This window comes from Spiroplasma tabanidicola (genome assembly GCF_009730595.1).
Classification (GTDB): domain Bacteria; phylum Bacillota_I; class Bacilli_A; order Mycoplasmatales; family Mycoplasmataceae; genus Spiroplasma_A; species Spiroplasma_A tabanidicola.
The window spans coordinates 77,157-103,500 of sequence record NZ_CP046276.1 but is presented as its reverse complement, the minus strand read 5'-3'; the positions used below and the strand labels follow the sequence as shown (position 1 = coordinate 103,500).

The 26,344-nt window shown below is 24.2% G+C and carries 27 protein-coding genes and 1 pseudogene; 15 read left to right on the top strand and 13 right to left on the bottom strand.

Features of this window, described 5'->3' with window-relative positions:
- Window positions 1–9: 9 nt before the first annotated feature.
- From STABA_RS00530 to STABA_RS00485, 10 genes are all read right to left on the bottom strand, one after another.
- Window positions 10–816, bottom strand: coding sequence for a Cof-type HAD-IIB family hydrolase (locus STABA_RS00530; RefSeq protein ID WP_156005459.1), 807 nt, complete (start codon window positions 814–816; stop codon window positions 10–12).
- A gap of 1,215 nt (window positions 817–2,031) precedes the next feature.
- Entirely contained in the window at window positions 2,032–3,486 is a 1,455-nt protein-coding gene (locus STABA_RS00525; protein ID WP_156005457.1) for a glycoside hydrolase family 1 protein, read from the bottom strand.
- The gene (locus STABA_RS00520) at window positions 3,473–6,034 is read right to left on the bottom strand and encodes a glucose PTS transporter subunit IIA (protein ID WP_170264663.1); all 2,562 of its coding nucleotides are present in this window, start codon (window positions 6,032–6,034) and stop codon (window positions 3,473–3,475) included. The genes STABA_RS00525 and STABA_RS00520 overlap by 14 nt, the downstream gene beginning before the upstream one ends.
- An 89-nt stretch (window positions 6,035–6,123) precedes the next feature.
- On the bottom strand, window positions 6,124–6,879 hold the full coding sequence (locus STABA_RS00515; RefSeq protein ID WP_156005453.1) for a MurR/RpiR family transcriptional regulator: 756 nt from the start codon (window positions 6,877–6,879) through the stop codon (window positions 6,124–6,126).
- Window positions 6,880–6,948: 69 nt separating this feature from the next.
- Entirely contained in the window at window positions 6,949–7,977 is a 1,029-nt protein-coding gene (locus tag STABA_RS00510) for an alcohol dehydrogenase catalytic domain-containing protein (protein ID WP_156005451.1), read from the bottom strand.
- A gap of 5 nt (window positions 7,978–7,982) precedes the next feature.
- Window positions 7,983–8,366, bottom strand: coding sequence for a MerR family transcriptional regulator (locus STABA_RS00505; protein ID WP_156005449.1), 384 nt, complete (start codon window positions 8,364–8,366; stop codon window positions 7,983–7,985).
- A 15-nt stretch (window positions 8,367–8,381) separates the two neighbouring features.
- Window positions 8,382–9,185 (bottom strand): HAD-IIB family hydrolase, encoded by an 804-nt coding sequence (locus STABA_RS00500; protein WP_156005447.1) that lies wholly within the window; start codon window positions 9,183–9,185, stop codon window positions 8,382–8,384.
- A 158-nt stretch (window positions 9,186–9,343) separates the two neighbouring features.
- The gene (locus STABA_RS00495; protein ID WP_156005445.1) at window positions 9,344–10,135 is read right to left on the bottom strand and encodes a lipoprotein; all 792 of its coding nucleotides are present in this window, start codon (window positions 10,133–10,135) and stop codon (window positions 9,344–9,346) included.
- 117 nt (window positions 10,136–10,252) lie between these two features.
- Window positions 10,253–10,846 carry a hypothetical protein gene (locus tag STABA_RS00490; protein ID WP_156005443.1) on the bottom strand — a complete coding sequence of 198 codons (594 nt, stop codon included), beginning with the start codon at window positions 10,844–10,846 and terminating at the stop codon, window positions 10,253–10,255.
- Between the two features lie 38 nt (window positions 10,847–10,884).
- Window positions 10,885–13,425, bottom strand: a complete 2,541-nt coding sequence (locus tag STABA_RS00485; protein WP_156005441.1) for a hypothetical protein — start codon at window positions 13,423–13,425, stop codon at window positions 10,885–10,887.
- A gap of 217 nt (window positions 13,426–13,642) precedes the next feature.
- Between STABA_RS00485 and STABA_RS06060 the strand changes: the two are divergent.
- A pseudogene (locus STABA_RS06060) lies at window positions 13,643–14,910 on the top strand (transposase family protein).
- A 132-nt stretch (window positions 14,911–15,042) separates the two neighbouring features.
- Here the strand turns inward: STABA_RS06060 and STABA_RS00470 are convergent.
- The 3 genes from STABA_RS00470 to STABA_RS00460 all read right to left on the bottom strand — a co-directional run bounded on the left by STABA_RS00470 (window position 15,043) and on the right by STABA_RS00460 (window position 17,199).
- Window positions 15,043–15,690, bottom strand: coding sequence for a lipoprotein (locus STABA_RS00470; RefSeq protein ID WP_156005435.1), 648 nt, complete (start codon window positions 15,688–15,690; stop codon window positions 15,043–15,045).
- Between the two features lie 346 nt (window positions 15,691–16,036).
- Complete coding sequence (locus STABA_RS06055; RefSeq protein WP_425505171.1) at window positions 16,037–16,159, bottom strand: IS3 family transposase; 123 nt, start codon at window positions 16,157–16,159, stop codon at window positions 16,037–16,039.
- Between the two features lie 35 nt (window positions 16,160–16,194).
- Entirely contained in the window at window positions 16,195–17,199 is a 1,005-nt protein-coding gene (locus STABA_RS00460) for an IS3 family transposase (protein WP_156005433.1), read from the bottom strand.
- A 126-nt stretch (window positions 17,200–17,325) separates the two neighbouring features.
- Between STABA_RS00460 and STABA_RS00455 the strand changes: the two genes are divergently transcribed.
- The 14 genes from STABA_RS00455 to STABA_RS00390 all read left to right on the top strand — a co-directional run bounded on the left by STABA_RS00455 (window position 17,326) and on the right by STABA_RS00390 (window position 26,098).
- Window positions 17,326–17,532 carry a hypothetical protein gene (locus tag STABA_RS00455; protein WP_156005431.1) on the top strand — a complete coding sequence of 69 codons (207 nt, stop codon included), beginning with the start codon at window positions 17,326–17,328 and terminating at the stop codon, window positions 17,530–17,532.
- On the top strand, window positions 17,510–17,689 hold the full coding sequence (locus STABA_RS00450) for a hypothetical protein (protein WP_156005429.1): 180 nt from the start codon (window positions 17,510–17,512) through the stop codon (window positions 17,687–17,689). Before STABA_RS00455 ends, STABA_RS00450 begins: the two co-directional genes overlap by 23 nt.
- On the top strand, window positions 17,661–18,302 hold the full coding sequence (locus tag STABA_RS00445) for a hypothetical protein (RefSeq protein ID WP_156005427.1): 642 nt from the start codon (window positions 17,661–17,663) through the stop codon (window positions 18,300–18,302). Before STABA_RS00450 ends, STABA_RS00445 begins: the two co-directional genes overlap by 29 nt.
- A gap of 36 nt (window positions 18,303–18,338) precedes the next feature.
- Window positions 18,339–18,728 (top strand): coiled-coil domain-containing protein, encoded by a 390-nt coding sequence (locus STABA_RS00440; protein ID WP_156005425.1) that lies wholly within the window; start codon window positions 18,339–18,341, stop codon window positions 18,726–18,728.
- A gap of 79 nt (window positions 18,729–18,807) precedes the next feature.
- Entirely contained in the window at window positions 18,808–19,173 is a 366-nt protein-coding gene (locus tag STABA_RS00435) for a hypothetical protein (RefSeq protein ID WP_170264662.1), read from the top strand.
- Window positions 19,174–19,692: 519 nt separating this feature from the next.
- On the top strand, window positions 19,693–20,106 hold the full coding sequence (locus tag STABA_RS00430; protein ID WP_156005393.1) for a hypothetical protein: 414 nt from the start codon (window positions 19,693–19,695) through the stop codon (window positions 20,104–20,106).
- A 76-nt stretch (window positions 20,107–20,182) separates the two neighbouring features.
- On the top strand, window positions 20,183–20,329 hold the full coding sequence (locus tag STABA_RS00425) for a hypothetical protein (protein WP_156005421.1): 147 nt from the start codon (window positions 20,183–20,185) through the stop codon (window positions 20,327–20,329).
- 103 nt (window positions 20,330–20,432) lie between these two features.
- Window positions 20,433–21,344, top strand: a complete 912-nt coding sequence (locus STABA_RS00420; RefSeq protein WP_156005419.1) for an ImmA/IrrE family metallo-endopeptidase — start codon at window positions 20,433–20,435, stop codon at window positions 21,342–21,344.
- A gap of 16 nt (window positions 21,345–21,360) precedes the next feature.
- Window positions 21,361–21,687, top strand: coding sequence for a hypothetical protein (locus tag STABA_RS00415; protein WP_156005417.1), 327 nt, complete (start codon window positions 21,361–21,363; stop codon window positions 21,685–21,687).
- Window position 21,688: 1 nt separating this feature from the next.
- Window positions 21,689–22,048, top strand: a complete 360-nt coding sequence (locus STABA_RS00410; RefSeq protein WP_156005415.1) for a hypothetical protein — start codon at window positions 21,689–21,691, stop codon at window positions 22,046–22,048.
- Window positions 22,030–22,371 (top strand): hypothetical protein, encoded by a 342-nt coding sequence (locus STABA_RS00405; RefSeq protein ID WP_156005413.1) that lies wholly within the window; start codon window positions 22,030–22,032, stop codon window positions 22,369–22,371. Before STABA_RS00410 ends, STABA_RS00405 begins: the two co-directional genes overlap by 19 nt.
- 73 nt (window positions 22,372–22,444) lie before the next feature.
- Window positions 22,445–22,699, top strand: coding sequence for a hypothetical protein (locus STABA_RS00400; RefSeq protein ID WP_156005411.1), 255 nt, complete (start codon window positions 22,445–22,447; stop codon window positions 22,697–22,699).
- A gap of 333 nt (window positions 22,700–23,032) precedes the next feature.
- Complete coding sequence (locus tag STABA_RS00395; protein ID WP_156005409.1) at window positions 23,033–23,491, top strand: lipoprotein; 459 nt, start codon at window positions 23,033–23,035, stop codon at window positions 23,489–23,491.
- A gap of 69 nt (window positions 23,492–23,560) precedes the next feature.
- Window positions 23,561–26,098 carry a hypothetical protein gene (locus STABA_RS00390; RefSeq protein ID WP_156005407.1) on the top strand — a complete coding sequence of 846 codons (2,538 nt, stop codon included), beginning with the start codon at window positions 23,561–23,563 and terminating at the stop codon, window positions 26,096–26,098.
- Window positions 26,099–26,344 lie beyond the last annotated feature (246 nt).

Genomic DNA, 26,344 nt, shown 5'->3' with positions numbered 1-26,344 from the left:
TAAATAAAATTAAGTTAAATCAAAATTTAAAATGTCTTCGATTTCAAAAACATTATTTATTTCATATTCAGCATGTTCTCTTACACCAGGTTGATGGTGTTTCATTGTAAATGAGTTTTTAGTTAAAGCAAGCATTTCAATATCATTTTCTCCATCACCACTTGTAATAACATCTTCCATTTTGAAACCTTTTAGTTTTTGTATTTCTAAAATTCCATGTGCTTTTGAAACATCTTTTTGCATTATTTCAATAACATTAATATGAGTTCTTACTACTTTTAAAAAAGGTAATTGTTTTTCTAAAAAAGTTCTCATTTCAATTGCTTCATCTTTATTTACATACACATAAATTAAATTTACATCTTTATTTTCTAAAATATCTTTTTTACCTATTTCATAATTATTTTTTTTAGGAGCATACTTAGATAAGAATGGATTACTATCAATTTCTTCCAAATAAGGTTTTGCATAATCTTTTCTTTGATCTAATAAGCAGTATCCTAAAATATATTTATCTCTTAGTTTATCTAAAACCTCTATAATATCTTTTCGATACTCAAGTGGAATTGGAGTTTCTACAATTACACCTTTATCTTTTTCATAAACCATTGCACCATTGTTACAAATAATATAATTGTATGGTACATTATTTTTTGCTAAAACTTCTTGGACTTCGCTTACCATTCTTCCTGTTGCTATTGCAAATGCATTATTGTTTTTAATTCATCTGTTAATAAAATCTAAATCTCTTGGATCAATTGAATCATCATGTTGTAAATTAATTGTTCCATCATAATCTGAAAATCATCACTTCATAATTTATACTTCCTTTTATATTTTAATTATAAGTTAAATTAATCAGGTTTTTAAATTTCATATAAACATTTTTTTAAATAATTCTTATTTGAATTTTTAAAAACGGTTTTAAAATTACGTCGATTTTTTTATTTGTATTATTATGAAAGTTTATTTTAAAGGGTTGTTAATTTATCATACATAAAACTTTCTATATCTAGACCATATTTATTTATACTTTTATTTTTCAGCTTATCTAAAGAGCAAAATAAGTCTTTAACTTCATTATTCTGCATTTTTAAATAATTAAAATCCTTTATAATTTATCTCTTTAGTTATTTAAAAAATTTATATAAATTAATAACATTTGTTACACATGCAACTTTAATTATATTTAAAATTAAGTTTTGTCCTTTATCATATTTAAACCAAAAATAAAAAATTTATTGTATTGGATTTGTCAAGCTTTTCTTGTATACATATATATTCAAATGCAGGTCAAGATTTTTTTTGTTTTTAAATTTATTTGAATATTTGCAAAAAATCTATTTCAGTTTGAAATTCACCATGAACTTTACATACATTTATTTTTGTTGTATAAATTCCTTTATATTTTTTTCATATATAATATAGGGCATCAGCATAATTTATATAATTTGTTGTTATTATATAAAAAGATGTTTTGATGTCTTCTAAAAATCTCAACTCTATTTTTTTAAAAATTTAAACATAACTCAGTTGTATTTATATAAACAAAAAAATCTAAAACGATACAAAGATTATAAAAGAATATACTTTTCTCACTACTATTATTTTTTTCAAAATACTTTGAGAAGTCCATTCTTATTTTCTGAAGTAAAACTCAACACTTTAATTATCAACTCTATTAATATGTAAATTTAATTTATAGAGACATTTTTCTAATATTTCTATATCAGTAATTTTTACATTAAAGTTTTCTACTCCAATTAACTTTATTACTTCATAATAAAAATCGTATAATTTAGATAAGTTTCTATTAAAATTTTTATTCAATCTCAGATTTCTTTGTTGAAATTTTTTAATTTTTTATTCAAGTTTGATTCAAATCTATTGGCTAAATCACTACATACATATTCTTGTCTTTATATTTATTATATTTTAAATAAAAAAATAATTATGTTGAGCAGTAAAATTTATTTTACAATTCAATAATAATTATTTTTCTCATTAGTTATAAAATATAAAACTATTTTTTTAAAGTAAATTTGTTTCTCTAAATTTTTTAAATCAGTGATAAGATTTTTTTAAATATCTATTTCCAGTTCCGTTATGAAAGTCATCATAATCAACATAAATCATTCCATATCTTTTTGACATTTCATTTGTTCCTGCAGAAACAACATCTATTGGAGTTCACATAGTGTATCCAAATACATCACAACCATCTTCAATTGCTTCACCAATTTGAATCATATGTTCTTTTAGATAATCAATTCTATAATCATCTTCGATTGTATTTTGCTCATTTAGTTTTTCTAAAACACCAATACCATTTTCTGAAATAAATATAGGTAAATGATATTTGTCTCAAATTTCATTAATTGTTATTCTTATTCCTATTGAATCAATATGTCAACCTCAGTCAGTTGCTTTTAAATAAGGATTTTTGCCAGCAATTGTTAAATTTGATTCTGTTTTATCACTTTCATCTAATGAAATAGTTCCAGTCGCATAATAGCTAAATGATATAAAGTCGATCTTGTTATTTTTTATAGTTTCCATTTCATTTTTTTTGATTTCTAAATTTATATTATTTTCCTTAAAAAATCTATTTATGTAACTTGGATAACTTCCATAAACCATCAAGTCATAAAAGAAAAATCTGTGTATTTGTTGTAATCTTTGACACTCTCTAACATTTTTAGGATCGCAGTTTAATGGATAGTTTGTAGAGTTTGCAACCATACAACCAATTTTAGCTTCATGAGAAATATTTTTTGCTTCTTCTATAAATTTAGCTTGTGCATAAAACTGATTGTGCAATCCCTGATAGCAAGCCTCCAAATATAATTTATTACTTTTATAATCTTCTCTAAAAATTCCTAATCCAGTAACACCAGATCATATTGCAACATTAATTTCATTAAATGGCAATCAATAATCAACAATATCTTTAAATTCCTTAAAAATAGTAACTGCATATTTTAAATATAGATCAGTAACTTTTTTATTTACTCATCCTCCATATTTTTCAATAATAGGATATGGTAAGTCAAAATGATTAATTGTAACCATTATTTTAATATTGTTTTTTTTGCATTCTTCAAATACATCTCTATAAAATTTTAAGCCTGCTTCATTTGGTTTTTCATCATCTCCATTTGGAAATATTCTTGCCCATGCCATAGAAAGTCTATAAATACCTAAATGACATTCTTTAAATAATTTTATATCTTCTTTATATCTATGATAAAAATCAACACCAAATCTTTTTGGATAATGTAAATTGTCTTTATTTTCGATTGATTTTAAATAATTTTCTTTTGATATGTCTAATACATCTTTAATATTTTTTCTATCTAAATTTTTTATAAATGGACGCATTTCGGAAATAGTTAAAGATTTATTATTTAAGTTTCATGCACCTTCAACTTGACTTGCTGCAGTTGCACCACCTCATAAAAAGTTTTCTTTTTTAAATTTGTACATTTTTTATTTCTCCTTTTATTTTTCTTTTTGTTTCTTTTGATAAACCATATTTTTTTAAGTCTTCATATCCAAAACCAATTTCAACACTATGAATTGCATTTCAATAACCATTTGCATATGTAGTTGCATCCATAATTTTTAAATCTTGTGATATATCAGAAACTAAGCTAGAAGATGAGTTGACGATTTTTTCTACAACATTTTTGTATTTTTCTAACATTTCTTTATTAGAGTTGTTTAAATCATTTTTTTTATCATCCAACTCATTTTTTATATTATCCAAATTGTATTCATTATATTTTTTTATAAAATCTTTTCGTGTTTCTAAAAATTCTGGTGAAGTATTTTTAGATTTTATTAAAGATACAGCTTTTTTATATAATCTTTTTTTGTTTTTTTCCTCTTTTTGCTCTGTTGATATGATTTTACTCTCAATAATTGACATGCTAATCACATATTTATTATATTGAGCGAGTATTTTTTTAGAGTTTTTTACTTCTTGATCTATATTATTTAAATTTTCATTATATTTTACTAATAATTCTTTATTAACTTTTTCAATTAGTTTTTTTAATTTTCTTGTAACATTTCTTGAATATCTATCTTCTTTTAGTCTTTCTCGATAAGTTACGGCACTTAACAATGTTCCCAATCCTATTGATACAACTCTAACTAAAACCGCTAATGCTTGATGTTTAAATCCAACATATCCTAAAATTGCAAATATACCTTGACCTGCTGGAACTTCGGTTTTTACATCTAAAACTCCTGCTAATATTCCTGTTATTCCTGCTGCTATACATCCCATTAAAAATGGTTTTCCTTTGGGCAATGTAACACCATATATAATTGGTTCGGTTATACCAAACAATCCACCTGGTAAGGCTCCGTATACAGCACTTTTAAGATTTTTATTTTTTGTTACTAAACCAACGCCTAAACCTGCACCAACTTGACCCCATACTCCTAAAGCAGAACCAGTTAGCATTAAACTTGGTATACCTGTATAAAAAGGAATCATTATTGTCATTATAACTGCCACATGAACACCAGTTAATACTAATGGTTGTCATAAAAATGCAAATATTGCAACACCTAACCCAATAGGTAGATCTTCAATTAAGAAAATAAATTGCGCCATACCATATTCTATTAATGATAATAAAGGTCCTAAAAATAATAATATTGACAATGTTGTTACTATTAACACAATACCATATCTAAAAACAACATCTAAACTTGAAGGCATTCAAGTTTTAACTCACTTATCTAAATATGCGACTATAATACCTGCGACTATAAACGGGAGAACACTACCTTCATAAGACTTTATAACTATTGGATAATCAGCAATGCTAAATAAATATCATCCTTGAACTCCAAATTTTGCATTGCTTATGTAATGACCCGCTTGATAAGCATTAGAATCTGATTCTCCTGTAGAAAAATAAAATCTAGATATTAAAGCTAATGCAATTAAAGCTCCCGCTAACGGATTACCTCCAAAAAATTTAACTGTATTTATACAAAAGAATACTCCCACTAGTGTTAACCCTACTTTGCTCATTATAAATAAAATTAAACTTAAAGCATCTGCCCCTTCTACACCATTTGATAAGTCCTTAGTTATGTGAGATTGATTAGTTAGTGCGTAAATAACACTCAAAATACCACTAGCCATTATAACAGGAATACTTGGAGTCATAATACCTGCAACAGCTCCTAATATTCTTTTTTGTAAAGGTGGTTTTATGCCTACTCTTTTACCAAAATCTTCGGTTTTTTTATCCATATTTAGTATTTCATCTTTTAATTTATAACATTCTCCGCCAATTATAACTTGTAATTCTAAGCCATTTCATACAATACCTTTTACTAATTTATTTTTTTTAATACTGTCAGTATCCACTTTTTCTTTTTCTACAATTGCAAATCTTAATCTAGTCATGCAATTATAAACTTCGCTAAAATTATTTTTTCCACCAACAGCTTCTACAAATTGTTCTGCAGCTAATTCATATTTAGATTTAAATGATTTTAAAGTAAGTTCTTGATTTTCTTGATTTTCTTGAATTTCTTTTAAAGAATATTCTATTTCACAAACTAAATCACCTTTTTTTACTTTTCCTAAATTTAAAGTTTTAAAATTATAGTTTTCTATTTCCTGTACTTCAAATACTATTGGAGTTTCAATAGACAAATTATTTTCTTTTATTATTTCTAAATCAGCTTTAAATATTTTATTTCCTTTTTTTAAGTTTTGGTCAACATTAATATAGCTTATAAAAGAAGAACCTTCTAATTTGACTGTGTCCATACCACAATGAATTAAAAAATTTAAATCATCTACTAAAAAACCATATGCGTGTTTAGTTGGAAAAACCATTTTGACAATTGCTTCTTCAAATGGTGAAACAAATTCATTTTCTAAAGGTATTATAACGAAACCATCTCCAAGAGCCTTAGATTTGAAAACTTCATCAATTGAATCTTCGATTTTTTTTATTTCTCCATTAACCGGAGAATATATTTTTAAGCTTTTTCTCATTTTTCTCATCCTTTCATATTTATATTATGAAACTTTTAAGAAATTAATAAGAAAACACAGAAGTACTTCGCTCATACAAAAGTAGTTTTTTAGTTGGAGTATTCCTCAAATATTAAATTAAAAATAAGAATCAACGCTAAAAATCTTTTTTCATAACTAGAATCATCACCATAAAAACTTCAAAACATTACATTTGAATTAGTTAAATTTATAATTTTTTCATGTTGAGAATGTGATATTAATAAAAATGCATTTTCAAAGCTTGTTAAAAAATATGGTAAGTAAATTGAACATAGTGATTCATTGTCGAATCCAGATATTATTGCTAAGTTTACAGTGTTATCTTTTTCATAAGTTCTATATTTAAAAAGTTCTGAAGTTAAATCTATTATATTGATTTCTACATTCATTTTTTTAGTTATTTTTTTTAAATAGGAATTTATATCAATTAAATGATAACTACATAATAAAGTTATTTTTTTATATAATTTAATCTTATTTGTTAATTTATTAATAAAATCTTTATTTAAATCTAATCATCTTTTAATAAAAGTAACTGTATCAAAATTATTATTAATGTTATTATTGTCTTTTTTAGAATTGAAATTAAATCTTTCTAGCTCAACCTTTAACCTTACTATAAGTTCTCTATAACCTTCTAAGCCAATGCTTTTAGAAAATTGAGTTATTGTAGAAATAGAACAAAAACACATACTAGATAATTCTCTTTGAGAAGGAAAAATACTATCAATAAAACAGTCATTTAATTTTTTTGCAATTAATTTATATGTATTACTATCCCCTCTATTAGCTACTGATCATAGCTTTCCTACAATTGATTCCATTAAACTCCTTTAAAAAACTCATTTGCTTTCATTATAGCACTCTTTTTACATAAAAAAATAACCAATCGGTTATTTAGTTAAGTCAAATACAATTCTAGTATGTAATTTATTTTGATCCATTAGTTCAAAATATTTTTCTGCTTCATTAATTGATTTTACTTCAAAATCTGGATTTACTTTTTTCTCATATAAAGCTTCAAGTGCTTCTCTTAAATCTTGACGTGTTCCAACTAATGATCCATAAACCATTTTTTGTCCTAAAGTAATATCTAAAATATCAGTTTCTAATTTTCCTGCTGGCAATCCAATTGAACAAAGTTTACCAAGCTTTCCTAAATTTCTATAAGCTAATTCAAACTGAGGTAATGTTGAACTAGTTACCATTGCTAAATCTAAACCAACTCCATTTGTAAAATCTTTAATTTTTTTATCTACATCATCTTGTTTTCAATTAATAATTAAATCTGCACCTTTTTGTTTTGCAATTTCTAAACTTTTTTCATTAGATCCAACTGCAATTACTTTTAAACCAAAAACATTTTTTGCATATTCAATTGCTACATTTCCTAATCCACCAATTCCAAAAATCGCAACTGTGTCTCCTTTAATTGGATTTGCTAACTTAAATCCTTTGTAAACTGTAATACCTGCACAAGTAATTATACATGCTGCTGCTAAATCAGTATCCTTAGGAACTTTAATACTATATGCAGCTTTTTCAACTGTATAATCTTGCATAGTTCCATATCCTCTTTGACCTGTGAAAACTACTTCATCACAAAATACTTCTTCTCCACGTAAACAATATTTACATTTTTGACATGCCCCTCTTAAACCTGCAGGACCAGCTACATAATCTCCTACTTTTAAGTCTTTTACATTAGCACCAACTTGCACAACTTCTCCTAATGATTCATGTCCAACACTACTATCAGAAACTTCTCCTCAATCACCTTTAGCTAAACTTAAATCACTATGACACAAACTACAATATAAAGTTTTTACTAAAACTTCATCATCTTTTATTACTGTTGGTTTTTCAACTTCTCTTAACTCTGCTACTTTTCCAGGTTTTTTACTTCCAAATACTGCTCTCATTTTTTCTATTCTCCTTTATTTTCTTTTTCTAAAATATTGTTGTAATATTCAATTTTATAATCTAAAAATCCTAATTGTTTTTTTAAAAACTCTAATTGTTCATTAACAACTTTTTTTTGATTGACAATCATTTCTAAACGCTTTGCTGCTGTAACATTTCCTTTTTCAGCAAGTTTAATATATTCTTTAATTTCTAAAATTGACATTCCTGTTTTTTTAAGACATATAACTGTATCAAATCATTTAACATCATCTTCTAAAATATAGCGATAATTATTTTTATCTCTTTTCATATAAGGCATTAATCCTTTTTTCTCATAAAACCTTATTGTATTTTCTGTTAAGTTAAACTGTTTTGCAATTTCACTTACATATAGTTTTTTTTCCATACCAACTTTCCTTTCTTAAATATAATTTTGTAATTCATTAACAGCTTTTATAATATGTTTTCCAGCTGCTAATGCTTTTTTATTTCCTGATTCAATTGCAAATGAATTTTGAAATCCTTTTAACATTTCTACATCATTTTCTCCATCTCCAGTTGTATAAATATCTTTTTCATCAATGTTATAAATATTTTGAATTTGTTTTATTCCATCTAGTTTTGAAGTATCTTTATTAGTAAGTTCTAAAACAAAATAATATGTTTGCATATATCTTGTATTATTTAGTTTTTTAAAATCATTTTCTATTGCTTCTAAATCTTCATAATAACTAAAAAACTTAACTGTATCTAAATTTAAATCTTTTAAAACTTGATCTTGAAAATCTTTATTAACATTTGGTTTAAATGTCCATATCTTTTCAAAAAGTTGATCTGGTTCTACATCTTTTCTTTTTTCTTTTAAAATTGAAACTATCATGCTTTCATTTCCAAAACAAAGTTCAATACCAACTTTATCCATCCATTTTTCAATTAATTTTAAAATATCTTTTCTAACATCCATTGGTATTACTCTATGCAATATAATATTGTCATTTTTATCATGAACCATAGCCCCATTATTTGTTATCAAATAATTGTAATTTAAATTAGCTTCTTTTAAAATACTTTTTACATCATCTCTATTTCTTCCAGATGCAATTACAAAGTTATTACCATCTTTTATTCATTTATTAATAAAGTCTCAATCTTTTTTTGTAACTCCTTTGATTGAATCAATTAATATTGTTCCATCATAATCTGAAAATCACCATTTTTTGTTCATATCTTTTCACTTCCTTATGTTTTAATAATAAAACATTAACCTTAGGTTAAGGCAAGTAAAATTTTTATTTTTTTAAAAAATTTATAAAAAAAATGTTCTTAGAATTCTAAGAACATTTTGCTTATTTTAAATTTTATGCTTAAATATCAAAAATTATTTTAGTTACTTCCTCCAAGAATTTTTAAATCAAAGGTTGTTCTATTTATAGTTGTAAAACTATAATTTGTTTTTTCACCAGATTTAACAACAATTCCTTTTACTAAAAATAAAGTTACTTTTTTATCTCCTGCATTTGCTCTTGCAGAAAAGAAATATACTATTTTATTTTTGTTGTCCAAATGTTCTAAATTTTTAGTATCTGTAAATACTACTTTTAATTCATTAAATATAGTTTCAATTGAACTTGTTGCTTCTGATTCAGGTAATTCAGGTTCTGTTCCTTCTAAACATTTTCCATCAAATTTTCCATAATTTACATTACCTTCTGAAAATTCATCAGTATCTTTAAATGTTTCTTTTCATGTAAAATCTTCATTAACCATATTATGTTTTTTTAATATTGATCTTGCATTATCAATATCTTGATTATTTTCTGTATCAACAACCAATTGTTTTGCAAATTTGTATGTTAATTCAACACTCCCTTTATAAAGTGTTGAATTATTAGATGCTTTCAATGTAGCTTTTGATCATGAAACATCACCATCAAACTGAACATCTACTTGATCTAAATGCATACTTTCATTTCCAATTGTTGTATTTATAGCACGTACAAGATCTCCAATTGATACAACATAATCACTTCCTTCAATTTCACCTAACTCTTTTATTGGTAATGTTGCTAAATCAATTTTTTCTACTTCTTTTTCTTTTTTGTTACATGCTATTGCAACACTTGATGATGCAGAAACTAAGCCTATAGCTCCTAATACACTTAATAATTTTTTCATTTTTTTTCTCCTTTTATACATATATATTATATATATTTAAAAATAAAAAATAAATTTTCTAAACAAAAAACTTAAAAGCTTTAAAATCATAATCTTTTAAGTTTATAACATTATTTATTATAATTTGTATTTGAAAACTAAATCTTCATTTGCGATTAAGTAAGGACTTGATTCTAGTGTTTTAATTTTAAATGAACCATTATATTCCTGTGTTTTTTGACCAACATCAGATTCATCAACCATAAAATCTAAACCTTCTTTAACTTCTACATTTAATCTTGTTTTAATTTTTTCTTTTACAGCAAAAATTAATACTTCTTTCTCAGAACTTTCTGTATCTAGGTTCAAATTACTTCCCATAATTTGTGATAAACTTATTTTATTTTCTAATTTATAATCATAACTTAATTCAGCTGATCCAAAAAATTTTGTAGCATCAGATTTTACATTTATAGTTGCTTGACTAACTGTTGGTGTTGATTCAAACTCAACAATTTCTTTTTTTAAATCTAAGTTTTTGTTTAAATAGTTTAATGCTGTCACAAGGTCTTTTAAGTTGGGTAAAAAATCTTTGCCTTTAATTTCTCCTAAATCTTTTATCAAAATATCGTTTATATCAATTTTACTTGGTAATTTTATACATGAAGTTAAATTTGGCATCAATGAAATAGATAATGATAAACCAAAAATAATAAATACTACTTTTTTCATTTTTGTTCCCCCCTTAGATGATAAAATAAATTATGTTTTTATGTTATTTCATTAACTACTAATTTAACACTTATTTTAAAAGTTCCTAAAATTGTTCAAAATTCTTTTGGTTCACTAAATGCCTTTTTTACATTTTTAATATATATTACATGATATTTTTTACTATAAACATCTGAATTATCTAATGAGTTTGAGTCATATTCTACTTGAAAATATTCATTATTGCTATTTTGACTATCAACAGATGGTTTTCCACAAAATCCAACTGTTTGGTCAATATCTTTTCCTTTTCAAACCAATTTAAATTTATATGTATCTTTATTATCTGCTTCTTTAATTGTTATTGTTTCACCTTTTACAACGAAGTTATCGGACTCTTCTAAAGAGTTCATTTCAAAATAAATTTGTTTATATTGATATTGAAATTTCTTCATATCCCCTTTTATTTTTGAAGACCCCGTTTTTGGAGTAACTGATATTCATGAAGCATCTACTTCGATATTAACATCTGTATCTAGAGATAAATAATTTTGACCTTTTTTAAATTGTTCTGCTATTTTTTGATTGATTATATTTAAAGCATCATATTTATCAATTTTTTCATTATTTCCATTTGTTTTTCCTTGTTCAGCACTTGGTATATTTAAATCGTTTAAATCAACTCTTATATCAACATAATTTGTACTAAACGTTGAATGTTTTTCATTTACTAAATATTGACTATTGTTTATTGAAGTTATTTTTAAAATACCTTTACCATTAGGAGTAGCTCCATTAAAACTATCTACTTTAAAATCTGTATTTTCTTTTACATCAACTTTTAATACTTCTTTTATTTTTTTTATAGCTTCATTTACAGCCTCGGTTTTTGAATTATCAACTGGACTTAACTCTAAATTTTCACCTTGAATTTTTGTTAAGTCAGCACGTTTTTCAACATAAGTTAAACTAAATGTTGCTGTTTTATTTCCAATTAATGCATCACTTTCTTCTTTTGAAGTTACTTTCAATGAACCTTCTTGCGATCATGTTGCTGGATTATAATCACTTCCTCCAATTGTAAAGTCAACATCGTTTTGAACATCAACTCCAAGAACTGCTTTTATTTTTGCAATAGCAGAGTTAATTGCTTCTTCTTTTTTATTGTCAGTAGGTTTTAATTTTAAATCTTCACCTTGAATTTTTGATATATCCACTTTTTCTTTGCTATAATCTAAATCAAATTTTGCTGTTTTATTTGCAATCAATTTTGTACTTTTTTCTAAAGCCTTAACTATAAGTTCTCCTTGATTGCTAGATTTTGATGGACTAAAATTATTGACTTCAAAATCTTGTCCTTCAATAGTTTCAAGTCCTAATACTTCACTTATTCTTTTCACGGCTGCTTTTATTGCGTTATCTCTTGAGTTATCAATTGGTTTTAATATTAAACTATCTCCTTTAATATCAGATAAATCTTTTTTAATAACAGCATAAGTTAAACTAAATGTTACAGATTTATTTTCAATTAATTTTGAACTTTCTTCTTTTGCTGTAATTTTTAAAGTTCCTGATTTTTCTAAAGAAGCTGGATTAAATTGATCTAATGTGAAGTCTGTATTTTCAGTAACATCAACTTTTAATACATCTTTAACTTTATCAATAGCTGCTTTTAATGCGCTTGGTTTTGAATTATCTTCAGGGACTAAGTTTAGATTTGCCCCATCAATTGTTGATAAGTCTTTTCTATTTTCATTGTAATTTAAACTAAATGTTGCAGATTTATTTTCTATTAATTTTTGACTTCCTTCTTTTGCCACAACTTTTAATGAACCATTCCCTTTTGAACTTGCTGGTTTAAAATCTTCTTTACTAATTGTAAAATCAATATCTTGTTGTACATTAACTTCAAGTTTTTGTTTAATTAAAGCAACTACAACATCAATTGCAGAAATTAAAGATGGATTAGCTGGATCTAAAACTTCATTATCTAAGGTTGATAAATCTTTTCTGTTTTCGTTATATGTAATTTCAAATGTTGCAGATTTATTTGCAATTAGTTTTTTACTTTCAGATTTTGAACTTAAAGTAATTTTTCCACTTGTTTCTAGAGAAGCAGGTTTAAAATCAGTTTCGACAATAAAGTCTATATCTTGTTGTAAATCAACTTCAAGTTTTTCTTTTATTAGATTAATTGCAACATCAACTGCGGTTTCTTGTGTAGGATTACTTGGATTTAAAATTTCTCCATTTAAAGTTGATAAATCTTTTTTTATAAAGTTTTGTGAATAATTATAAGTTATTTGAGTTTTACCTGTAAAAGTAGTTGCTAAATAAACTGCTTTTATAACTGCTTCATTTGTTGTTGGTTCAGATTCAAATTCCACTTGATCTATAGTTAAATTTAGACCTTCGTTTTTTTCGTTTATTGCTTGCACAATTTCTTGTAAGCTTGGAATTTCATCATCTCCAAATATTTCCCCAAGATCTTTATTAATTAATTTGTTTAGTGACATAGCTTTTGGATGACAAGCAATTGACAAAGTGCACGTACTTGATATTAAAGTTGTTATTCCTAATAAATTAAACAGTCTTTTCATAAGTAAAGTCCCTATATCCATTTATCATTTATTTGTTAATCTAATTATACAACTATGCTTTTTAAAAGCAATTTATTTAATTAATTTTATAAATAGTGTATGTCAATAACATATGATATTTTCCCTATATACAACAAATAAAAATAACCCAAGTATATAATTTATAGGGGAAGTTTAAATATGAGGATATATTTAAAAATAAATAAAAAAAAACAAAATGGAAATAATTAAAGATGTGATTAATGGAAAATTATCTAAAAAAGATTATGCAATAAAAATATGTCAAACAATAAGAAATGTTAACTTATTAAGCAACAAATATAAAAAGTATGGTTACACAGCATTTATACACAAAAATACAGGAAGAATATCAAATAAAAAAAAAATAGCAAACAAGCGAGCAAATAATTGATTTGTACATTAATAAATATGAAGAATATAACTATAAGCACTTTTTAGAAAAACTTTGATCAGACCAACAAATAAGTGTTTCATATACTTACTTAATTAACTTATAAAAAGAGAATAATTTATATTCACCAATAATTCATAAAGTAACTAAAAAAAACGATTAAACAAAAAATTACTAACTCATTAAAAAATGACAATATTTAAAATCTTGAGAAATGAGAGTATTTAAATAATTTGCTTTCGATAGAAAATATTCATCCTGTGCAAAAGAAAAAAACTAAGTTTGGTTAACGCTTACAAACTGATGCGTCGATCCACTACTAAGTTGATAATGAGAAATGGTATTTACATGGTTTTATAGGTGATACAACAGGTAAAGTTTTAACTTTATATTTTGGTAAAGAATAAACTCTTATGAGATACTAAAATATAACAAAAAAAGTTTTATTGTTATATGGGACTCCTAAAGAAATACTTACTGACAAAAGGACTGTTTTTTGCAGTCAAAAAGAAAAAGAGTCAGATCTACACTCTGATTCTTTAACACAATACGTATTCTTATGTCATAACTAGAAATTAAGCTAACAACTTCAAGTGTTCATCAAACAAAAGGCCGTATTGAAAGATTGTAAAATACACTTCAAGATCGCCTACCAAAGGAGCTCAAAAAATAATATATTTGGTATAAATAATATATTAAAATATATAATTAACAATTTTTAGTTCAGTTCAATAATATCATTAACTCTTTTGCTATTTTTAACGAACAAAAAAACATAGACTTTTATTTATAAAGAAGATTTGAACGAACTATTAATAAAGTATATACAATAAAATACTAACATAAATTTTATTTACCACACTCGAATGGCAAGCCAGTCTTTTATAAAAAAAATTTTATTAGTAGAAACTTTTGATGGGCAATTATATTCAAACTCATTTAGTGAATGAATGCCATTAATTGAAGTTCAACAAAACTCCACTTATAAAGATAAGAATGTTTATGATATACAAAAAACTCATAAGCAAATTAAAACAAAGAGCCCAGGAAAATATACTAATTGAATATTTTAAAAAAACTCTAAAAATAAAGTCTTGGGAAAAATATATTAGTTATTAACACACTTTTGCTGACTATTGTTTTTAAAAGTAATAAAAAGAGTATAAAAAATCTATACATTACTGTATAGATTTTTAAAAATTTTATTAGCTAGTTTGTTTTAATACAAAAGTTGCTGTACCTTTTACTAATCTGCTTGATTCAGATGCAGTAGCAACTAATTTACCATCAACGCTAGTACTTGTAGATGCTTGAAATTCTGAAAATACAACATCAGTTGTTTCTTTTGGATCTCCTGATTCAGCTAATTTTTCTTTAATTTTAGCTAATGCAGCTGTTTTAGCTCCAGCTTCATCGTATGCTCCAGCATCACTTTTTAAGTCTAAAGCTCCTGATAATAATTCTGTTAAATCTTTTCTTGCATCAGCAACTACTGTAACTGTTAAATCTTTTTTTAATTCTCCATAAGCTAGTGATAATTTTCCATCTACACCTTCAGCTTTTCCAGTATAAGTAACTGTAAATTTGTTTTTATCGTTACTATCAACAACTACTGTAACGTCTTTATTAATTTTTACATCATCTCCTACAGCTGTTAAAACTGTTTTTGAATCTCCATTTGTAATTGAAACTTCAATGCTAGTTTTAACTCCAACCATTGCTTCACTTGCTTTTAAAGTATCTGCAAAAGCAGGTGTTTTTGCGTCTTTTTCTCCCTTGTTACATGCAACTGCAACACTACCTGAAGTAGCAACTAATCCCATTGCTCCTAATAAACTTAATAATTTTTTCATATTTTTTATTCCCTTTCATGGCTGATAGCCATATTTATATTATATATATATAAATATAAAAATCAAATTATTGATGTTCAATTAAAATTTTTTAATAACAAGAATAGACAACCTTAAAGAGATACAAAAATTATATTTTTTTCTTAATTAGTAAACAAATCTTCTTTTTACAGCAGATTTATAAAATTTTATATTGTATTTTTATATACTAAGTATGATTTTTATCTATGAATAAAGCATATTTTAATTTTTACACTTTTAGCTTTTTAAAATACAGCTTTAGATTTTTTTCTATTTTTACATATAAAAAATCCCTATGTACTGAACTTGTCAATTAAAATTGACATTAAAAATGTACTTTCTCCATACGAAATTCGTATGGAGTTTTTTTATGTTTCAACATAGGTCTAACATAATTATAAAAATCAATATAATCTGAAATTATTGTATAGATATTTGAAAAGTTTAACTCTTTTATTTTATAAGTATAAATACATTCATTTTTTATTGTTCCAAAAAAGATTCGAACGCTCCGTTATCAGGAGAGTTACCTCTTCTTGACATGGATATACTTATCTTGTTTTCATCACATAAACTTTTTCAAGTTTCATTGGTATAAGGACTACCTTGATCAGAATTAATAATATTAGGAGTGCCTCTCTTTTTGATTACAGAGATAAGGATTGTATAACATAATTTACCAATAGGACTGTTAGATAATTTTCAAACAACAATTTCTGAATTATATAAATCTTTTATAACAGATAAATATGCATTTCCTAATGCTGTCTTTATATAAGTAACATCTGTAACTCATTTTTGATTTAAACAATCTGCATTGCAGTTCCTTTTCAATAAGTTTTCATATCTCAAAGGACCAGATTTATCATATTTAGGTACTCTTTTTTTTCGAACTGCTTTTAAATTATTAATTTTCATATATCTATAAACTACTCATGGTTTTAAGTTTTGATTAAAATATTTGTTTAAAAGTAGAGTTATCATGTTGTAACCAAAACATTCTTTAAATAAATAGAAAGTAAATTTAATTTTTATAGCAAGAATTCGATTATAGTTTTTGTTCATAGGTTTTCCATTTTTTAGTCATTTTAAATAACCAAATCGTGAAACGCTTAAATATTTACAAGTTAATGTTAAAGTAAACTTTTTAGAACAATTAAAAATAGCGAAGTACTTTTCTTTAGTTGTCTTCGCCAAATGCTTTTTTAGAGCTCGCTCCAATTTTAAAGCTTCTCTTAATTCTTCTGTTGTCATATCGTCAGGGTCTTTAAAAATTCAATCATGAGATTTAAATTTCTTAATATTTCCTTTTGTTTGGATTCCGTTCCCTCATTCAAGAGCGCCTTCACCTTTAGTTTTAATTTCTGATTTTCATCTTTTGACTGTACTTGTGCTAACATCATATTTTAATGCAGCATCTGTTATTCCAATTTTTTTAGACTCTTCAATAATTTTAATTTTTTCGTTTTTTGATCATTGTTTTGCCATATAAAAATAACACTTTTCATAAAATTTTAACAATAAAAGTACTTTTTTACTGTCAATTTTATTTTAGATATTCAAAAATGGTTTTTTTTATTTGATATAATTTTGTTATTTAGAGAGGAAATAAATATGAAAAAAGATAGACAAGATATAAATATATTTTTAGTTAAACACAAAAATTATGAACTTGATATTTCTGTAGAAGGAAATCTAGAAAAATTTTTAGAAAAACATAAAAATGAATTAAATAGTGCTGATATGCAAATGTTTATGTTTAAAGCATTTGTATTAGTAGAAAGTATATTGGGGGCTGTTGAAGACGAAAAAAAAGAATAAATCAGATAGTAAGCTATTTAAAGAAGTTAAAAAAGGAATCGAAAAAGAATCAAAAGATCTATCAAGTGAAGAAGATATGACTTTTGTTACTAAGTTATTAATAGAATATAAAGAAATACATAATAAATTTGATAAAAAAGGCTTTTATAGATTTTAGCAATAACAAAATTAGCACTTGACCCAGAGATAGAGCTCAAGAAATTATTTTAACTATTGAGAAAGTTATCTCTAAATATGATATTTCTTTAAAAAATCATATTAAATATCATATTAAAAAACTTAATGATATTATTGTGCCAAACAAAACTCATTTAAGTAGAAATTATGCTAAAGAAGATAGTTTGTTTGCTGACATAAATATTACTTTAGCTGAACTTGAAGCTTTAAGAAATAATAGAAAAGTAATAGAAAATTATCAACACTATATAATAGAACTTGAAATTAATTATGAAAAATTAAGACAAGAAAGTGAGAATAAAACTAAAAAAATAGTTAGTGTATCACAAGAAAAAGAAAAAATAGAACAAGAAAAAAACAAACTATCACAAGAAAAAGAAAAAATAGAACAAGAAAATAAAGAAGTTTTAGCAGAAAACTTTATTTTAAATAAAAAAGTGAAAAACGCTTTAATTGCAAAAAACAATTTAAGTGCACTTAAAAACGATATTGATAATTTTTTAGAAAATGATAGCACTTTAAAAATTAATAAAAAGGCTAAATTAAAAAAAATATCTAACGGGATAAAAAAAGAATTTAATAAAATTAAGTAATTAAAATGTTAAAATTAAAAAAAGGAAATTTAAATTATGGATGATTTTTTAAAAGAGCAAAAAAAATGAATGAAAAAAAATAATAAAAAAATTGAAGAAACAAATAAAAAATTTATTCAAGCTTTGAAATGAAATGAAGAAATAAATAAAAGAAGTGAAGAAACAAATAAATGAAATGAAGAAATAAATAAATGAAATGAAGAAATAAATAAAAGAAGTGAAGAAATAAATAAATGAAATGAAGAAATAAATAAAAGCAGTGAAGAAACAAACAAAAGACGAAAAGAAGTTTGGAAAGAAACTATAATATTATTAGAAAAGTGAGATTATATAGAACAAGAATTTAAAGGCATAGCTCATGATATTAATATGAAAATTAAAAGATTTTTAGATTCAGATGAAAAAGATAGAATTTTTGATGCTTAAAAAACCGCTTATGTGGTTTTTTTCTTTCCCCGGGGAAAATTTTTTGTTTTGTTATAATGAATTTATTAATTTCTTGTTTTTGCAAGAAATTAATAAAGGAGTGGTTACATATCAAAAAAGAGTTTTGCACTATTGTTCTGCTAATTTTAACCAAATAAAAAATATCAAGTTTAATGTTATTGAGAATTTTTTTGATGGGGAACCTTTTTTAAACAAAACTATACAAGAAGCTTTTAAAAAAGATACAAGTTTTGAAAGAGGCATTAAACTAGAACAAGATTTTAACGAAAATGACAATATAGAAAATTGTGTGTTTTCTGTTATAGCAGATCTTGATAAAAAAAAATTTTATTTAGATCAAGGCGATATAAGTTTAGATATGATATTTAATTTTCAATTTGAAGCAGAAAAAAAAGAAATTTCGTTTGAAGAAATGAAAAACTAAATAGATAAATATAGTTATTTGAATAAAGAAAAAAGTACTTTAAAAGTAAATAAAAATGCTGCTTTAAAAAAAATAGAAAAACAAAATGAAAAAAATAAGAAAAAAGACATTTAAGATGAAAAAAGAAGAAACAAACAAAAGACGAAAAGAAGTTTGAAAAGCATAGCCCATGATATTAATATGAAAATTAAAAGATTTTTAGATTCAGATGAAAATGATAGAATTTTTGATGCTTAAAAAACCGCTTACGTGGTTTTTTTCTTTCCCCGGGGAAAATTTTTTTGTTTTGTTATAATGAATTTATTAATTTCTTGTTTTTGCAAGAAATTAATAAAGGAGTGGTTACATATCGAAAAATATTTATGATATAAAGACTTTTGAAAATATAATTTTGTATAAGAACCAAATTGAAATCGATCATATTTTATTAAGAATTATTTTTTAAAAAAGCTTTATATGAGTGGGAAAAATATGTTGTTAAAATAGTTTTAAATAATTTATAAATGAAACGAATTACATATGAGTAGAATTAAATTATCTGATGTTGTAAGTTTATATAGTGACATAAAAATAATGTTTATTGAAGATTTTATAAATGATAAAGAAAGAAATAAAATGTATTCATTTTTTGATAAAGAAAACAAATTAAATAATAACTATTCTAATAATTTTTTAGTTGCAATAATATATACGGAATTTTTAAATTCTAAAATTTTTAAAGAGATATTTATTTGTTATATAAAAAATTTTTTTTATTTAGATTCAAGAAAAAAAGAAATGATTTTAAGAATTGCTTCAAAAGAAGATGATCATAATTTTTATGAAAGTTATTTAAACATAGTTGAATACACTCTTTCTTCACTAGAAAAAATAGGTAATGATATCTATAACAACACCTTTCTTAAAAAATTAAAAGTTTATAATTTATTGTAAAAAAAACTTAAATTTTTGGTGTAGAAATAATTATTAAAGTAAAGAAAAGAAAAAAATAAGAAAAGAGAAATTTAAGATGAAAAAAGAAGAAAAAAATAAAAAAATAGCTAATTTTTTAAAAGCTGAGATATCTTTAGAAAATTCAAAAAACAAAAAAGTGTATGAAGAAAACTTAAATAATTTCACAGATTCATTTAAAGGTTTGAACGATGATTGATTTTAGTAACATTAAAAATATAGAAGTCAAAGAAATTGAAGCAGAATTATATTAAGAATTAGAAGAAGCTTTTAAAAACCCAGAATCAATAGAATTATTAGTAAATGACTTGATTAAATACAATAAAAAAACCAATATTTTTCAAAAATACTCATTTAAAAATGCATTACTTTTAATGAGTCAGTCCAAAAATATAACTGAGTTAAAAACATATAACGCATGACAAAAAGGAGGAGTCAATGTCAACAAAGGAGCAAAAGCTTTATATGTTTTATCTCCCCTACCAATGTGTAAAGAACATGGAATAGCATCAAAGTGCGGTTCAAATAAATGTGTAGATACATATATGAAATATAAAAAACAACCCCTTTTTGATGCTAAACAAACCAATTTAAAAGAAGAAGAGATAAATAAAATTGTTGAAGAAAACTTTCAAAATAAAATAAAAAATCCAGAGTTTAATTATCTTGTTGAATACTTACAATCTATTAAACCTTTTGCCCTTAATTATAGTCTTAGCGAAAAAGGAGAAGCTGGATACACAGACGGTAAAAAAATCAATATATCAGTTGATAGTGATCCGGATTTAAAAAATCAAACTTTACTACATGAATTTGGTCATATATATTTAGAACACAATACAGATAATTTAGGTTACGAAGGACACATTCGCGGTGTTAAAGAAACACAAGCTGAAATGTTTGCTTGAGTAAGTGAAAAAATGTTGGGAATAGAAAATGAAAAAACTAAAAAAATAGCTTCTAATTACATTAATTCATGAACAAAAGAAACTAAAGATATGAACCCTATGAAAGAATTCAACAAAGTATTTAATAGTGTAAACAAAGTCTTTAACAAACCAACTATAGAACAACAAAAAGAAATAGTTAGTGATTGAAACAAAAATAAAGAACAAGTGAAAGAATTATTTAATGATAAAAAAACTTTAAATGTAGATAAAACCAGAAACCTAAATATAGAGTTTTTAAATAAAAAAGAAGAAAAAAAAATAAATAGATAAAACGGGCGGAGAAAATATGAATAATTGTGAGCATGGTTTCACATCTACAGAAATCAATGTAAATAATAATGAAAAAAATGAATATTTCTTAACTAAAAACACTATTTGTAATATTTGTTCTAAAACTATTGAAGATTATCATTTTCGAATAATGGGTGTTAAATATTTTCAGCTTTTAGAAGAAAATATGAAAGAACTAGCTATTGACGAAAAAGTTTACAATGATCAGTTAAAAAGAAGTAACGATTTATGAAACAATCAATCAACTTTAAAAGTAAATAAAAATGCTGATTTAAAAAAAGTAGGAAGTTCTTTAAATAAAAAGAAAGAAAGGAATAAATAAAATGAAACCGTATTTTAATTGTTTGCATAATAATGAATATGTTATAAAACTTCAAAAAGATATAGAAAAACAATTTCCCAATATTATTGAAGCAAATTTGGTCTGATTAACGTTAGATAACGTAAGAGAAAAAACTAATAATTTTTTTTATAAAGATTTAGGATGAAATTTTGTGCTTAAAAATAATAATGAAGATATTTTATGTATCCCTTTAAAAAATCTTTCTTTTAAAAAAATAGAACTTATAAAAAGTATCTTTAAAAAAGAGCTAAAACAATATGTTAAAGAAAATAAACAAATTATTAATAAATATTTTGGTTTTGTTGATTCACAAGGAGAAAAATGAAGTTTACAGATTTAGAAAATTTTATAAATTTAAAATTAGAAGAAATAAAAAAAGATTATAAGTACTATAATAATCAATATGAAAATTTAGAAGAAGAACTACAAGAAAATGATGGTGTTTATCCTGATCCTGATTTTGCAGCTGAATATGAATTTGCTAAAGGTTTAGCTGGAGGTTATGAATCTCATTATGAAACTTTAAAAGAAGCTAAAAAAATTATTAAAGAGATTAAAAAAACTTTAGTTGAAAAACAAAACACTTTAAAAGTTGATAAAAAAGCAGATATAAAAGATAGAGTTGAATTTGTGGTTGTAAAAGGAAAAAGCAAAACCAAATAAAAAAACAGATTTATTTCTGTTTTTTTATTTCCCTGCACTTTTGTGATATCTTTTTTACTAAGGAGATTCAAATATGGAAAAATTAAAAAAAGAACAAAATAGACAATTATTTTGTTGGATATTCAATTTATTTATGATGGTGTTTTTTCTTTTATACTTTTTTACATTTGATTTAAAATTTTTAATTGAAAATAAAAAATTATCAAATTTTAATTATTTATGATATTTATTTATATTGTTTTTTTATTTTTTTTTAAACTTTAAACTTTTAAAAGATAAAGCTGAAATTGAAAATTTTATTAAAATTTATGATGATTTAAATTTATAGTTTTTTAAATACTTAAAAAGGTTAAATTAGGTGTAGAACCCGTGTAGAACCCAACGAAAAAAAGCAAAGTGGTAATATAAGTCAAAATAAAAATTTATGCTTGTTTATGTTTCTTATAAGAGTTTTTATTTTTTTTTTAAAAATAAAAAAAATAGTGTGTTATATTTTTTTTGTCGAAAAGAATTTTTCGGCTCTAAATAACACAAAGTTATTTTCAGGTTATTGATATATATTTCTTGTTTTGTGCACTTGTGCATAATAAAAAAGAACTTTAAAAAGGGTTCTTTTTTATTTTTTGATATAATTTAAATAGCTTTAAAAAAGGAGAAAAAAATGAAGAAATTATTAAGTTTATTAGGAGCAATGGGAATGGTTGCTACCTCAAGCAGTGTTGCTGTTGCGTGCGGTAACGATGATACAAAAAAAGATAGTGATAGCGGGAACGAAACTTCAGAACCAGAACTTAGTTTAGATGAATTAGTAGCTAAACATAAAGAAATGTTAGATAAATATGTACCACTAGAAAAAATCGTAGTAGATGGCGAACCAACTTTTGAGCAGAGAGTAGAATGTAATAAAATGTGAATTTATTTGAGTGAGTCTGCTTACAAAATATGCAAAATAGATGCTAGCAAATTACCAGAAAATCAAACAATTATTCCACTAAATTCTAAAGAAGAATTTTTAAAATCACTTAAAGATGCAGTTAAAGATCTTAAAGAAGAAAGCCCAGAAGTTTATGAGCAATTAAAAAACGATTTTGATAAAATGATAGAAAAATATTCAAAATAAAAGAAGTTTTTAAAACTTCTTTTTTTTTATTTTTAAAAATTTGTATAATTAAAAACTAAGGGGGTATTTATGAAAAAATACAAAAATTTAATAATTATTAGTTTTTTGTTTATTACAAGTTTTATTATATTGTTTATTTTTTTCAGACAGAACAAAAATTTGAACAATCTAGATTTTGAAAAACAAAAAACTAATAGCATAACTAATAAAATTTCTACTGAAGGAGGATTTTATCCAACGGTTCATGATACAGGATTTAATAGCGACAAGGCAAAATGAATATATATTGATAGAACTGATTACAAAGAGAGTGTAGATCCTGTCGGAAAATATTGATTTAGTTATAACTATGGACAATCGTTTTGATCACAACCTAAACTCCAAACACAAAGTGTAAGTTTTGATGTATATAGTTTTGAATATAGTAAATATAGTTATAACAAAGATGATTTTTGAAGAAATTATAATTCAGTAAGTATTAAATTTGATTATACTTATAATTTTTGAGACGGCGCTATTGGTTGGGGATGATTTCATAAGCCGGTAGATGCTAAAAATAATAAAGCTAATGGTTTTGATCCACCTTTATATAATGAAAGTTATAATATAAAAAAATCAGATATAGGTAGATCAATATCTTCTGGTTATTTAAGAAGAGAACCAGACCACGATAAAGAAACATTGTGATATGAATTATATATTCATGAATCTGGGAATAGAATAATTTTTACAATTTCTTTGTATGGATATATAAATTGAAGCAATTCTGGTAATAATCATGCTTGCTTTTTATCTTTTAGAAATGAACAAATAGATTTATATTCTACATTTAAATGAGGCGATTATTTTAATAAATTAAACAACAATACTAATTATTTAGGAAAAGGAAAAATTGATAATTATGATAAAAACGGAGTTGAAGCTCGTCACATAAAAGTTTCAAGTTCAACAACTACAAATATTAACGATTCTTCTGTTTATCAAAAAGTCAAAGAAGAAGTTGAAAATAGAATAGTAAATTGTTTTGATGGTCAAAGATATATTTTAGATTATTTATATAATAGCTATTCTGGTGGAAAAACGAGTTTAGAAATAACAATTCCTAAACAAAGTTCTTGAGATGACAATGGAAATAAACCATATGCTCTAACACAATTTACTTTTAACACTAAGGATTATCAACAAATAAGACAAGAAAAATGAACTTTTAAAACTTATATAGATTTTAGTCTTTCTGCGGATTTTTGAAATAAAAATATAGCACAAAGAATTACATGGTCTCCAGGAAACATTATTGATAGAGATGGAATAACTGTTGTTCAAGATAAAGAAGAAGTTATTAATTCTGGTGGTGGTTTATCTAGTAGTTATAACGGTGGAAAAATAAAATTTCACACAACAGTAGGTTTAAGTTTTGCAGAAAAGAAAACTGACCCAAATTCTAAGGATTATGATCACATCTCTATTAATGGTCAACAACTTAATGGATATAATGGTTTTTATTCTTATACTTTAGAACATCTTCCGGTTAAGTTTGACGATGGACAAATTGATAAAACAAATTCAACAAGTTATGAAATTTTAATTGTTCATGATAAAAATCCAAATATTTTGGGGGATCAAGGTGGAAAATACTCAATAACTATTATTATAGAAAATAGTATGGATACTCTTGATTTAACAATGATGAATTGAAATTCAAATAATCCAGATTTTGAAAAACTAACATCCCCTACTATTACAAATAAAGTAACTGGAGATAAAGAAGATAACCCAAATTATGACCCAACAATTAATCCATTAACAGGAACAAGAGAACAATTAATTTGAGTTAATAAACCATCAAAAAAAGATGTTAGTTTTGAATTAGACCCTGTAAGTAGTGATAATTACAAAATAGATTCAAAAAACAAAAATGATTATGAACAAGGTTACATAGCTTTAGCTAGCGAAGTTGGTGGAGTTGGTTTTTCTAATTCGTGAAATAATGAAACTTTTAATTCAGTTTCTAGATGAAAAATAGATACAAATTTAGAAACATCTGTTGAAAATGATAAAAATGTTTATAAAGTAAATAAAAATGACACAACTATACAAACATATGAAGGTTTATATCATTTTGTTATTGAAACAAAAACAAATAAAGATTTAAATGATAAAAAAAATCCGCCTTTCTTTTTGCAAAAGTTTATGTATGTTAATAAAAAATATGGAGATTTTATAGAAGACATAAACGAAATTAATCAAGATAGAAATCTTATCTCTAGTTATTGATCTACTTCACACGGAAATCATTTAAGAAATTATATGATTAATTATAAAGGTTGAAATAATGCTAATAGTGAAGATTTTATGAAATTATCTTACGAAGGTGTTATAGCTTATTGAAGAAATTATGTTAGTGACATTAGACAAAATAAAGCTACTTCTGATCCAAGTCCAGATAAAAGATATGACATAAAAGACTTAAATGTACATACTTTAAAATTTGGTTTTCAAACTTCTACTTCAGAAGAATATAAGTTAAAAATTCAAGAAAAAGTAAAAAAAGATATCATATGAACATCTAAAATAAAATTGACAGTAAAAAAGTACTTTTATTGTTAAAATTTAATTGAAAGGTGTTCTTTTTATACGGCAAAACAATGATCAAAACAAGAAAAAATTAACATAGTTAATGAGGCAAAAGAAGTTGGAATAATTAATACTGCAGTAAAATTTAATTTAAGTACCAGTACTATTAAGAGATAAAAACATGAAATAAGAACTGAAGGTGAAGGTGCTTTAGAATGAGGTAATGGAGTTCAAGCTAAAAGTAATATTAAGAAATTCAAATCTCATGATTGGTTATTT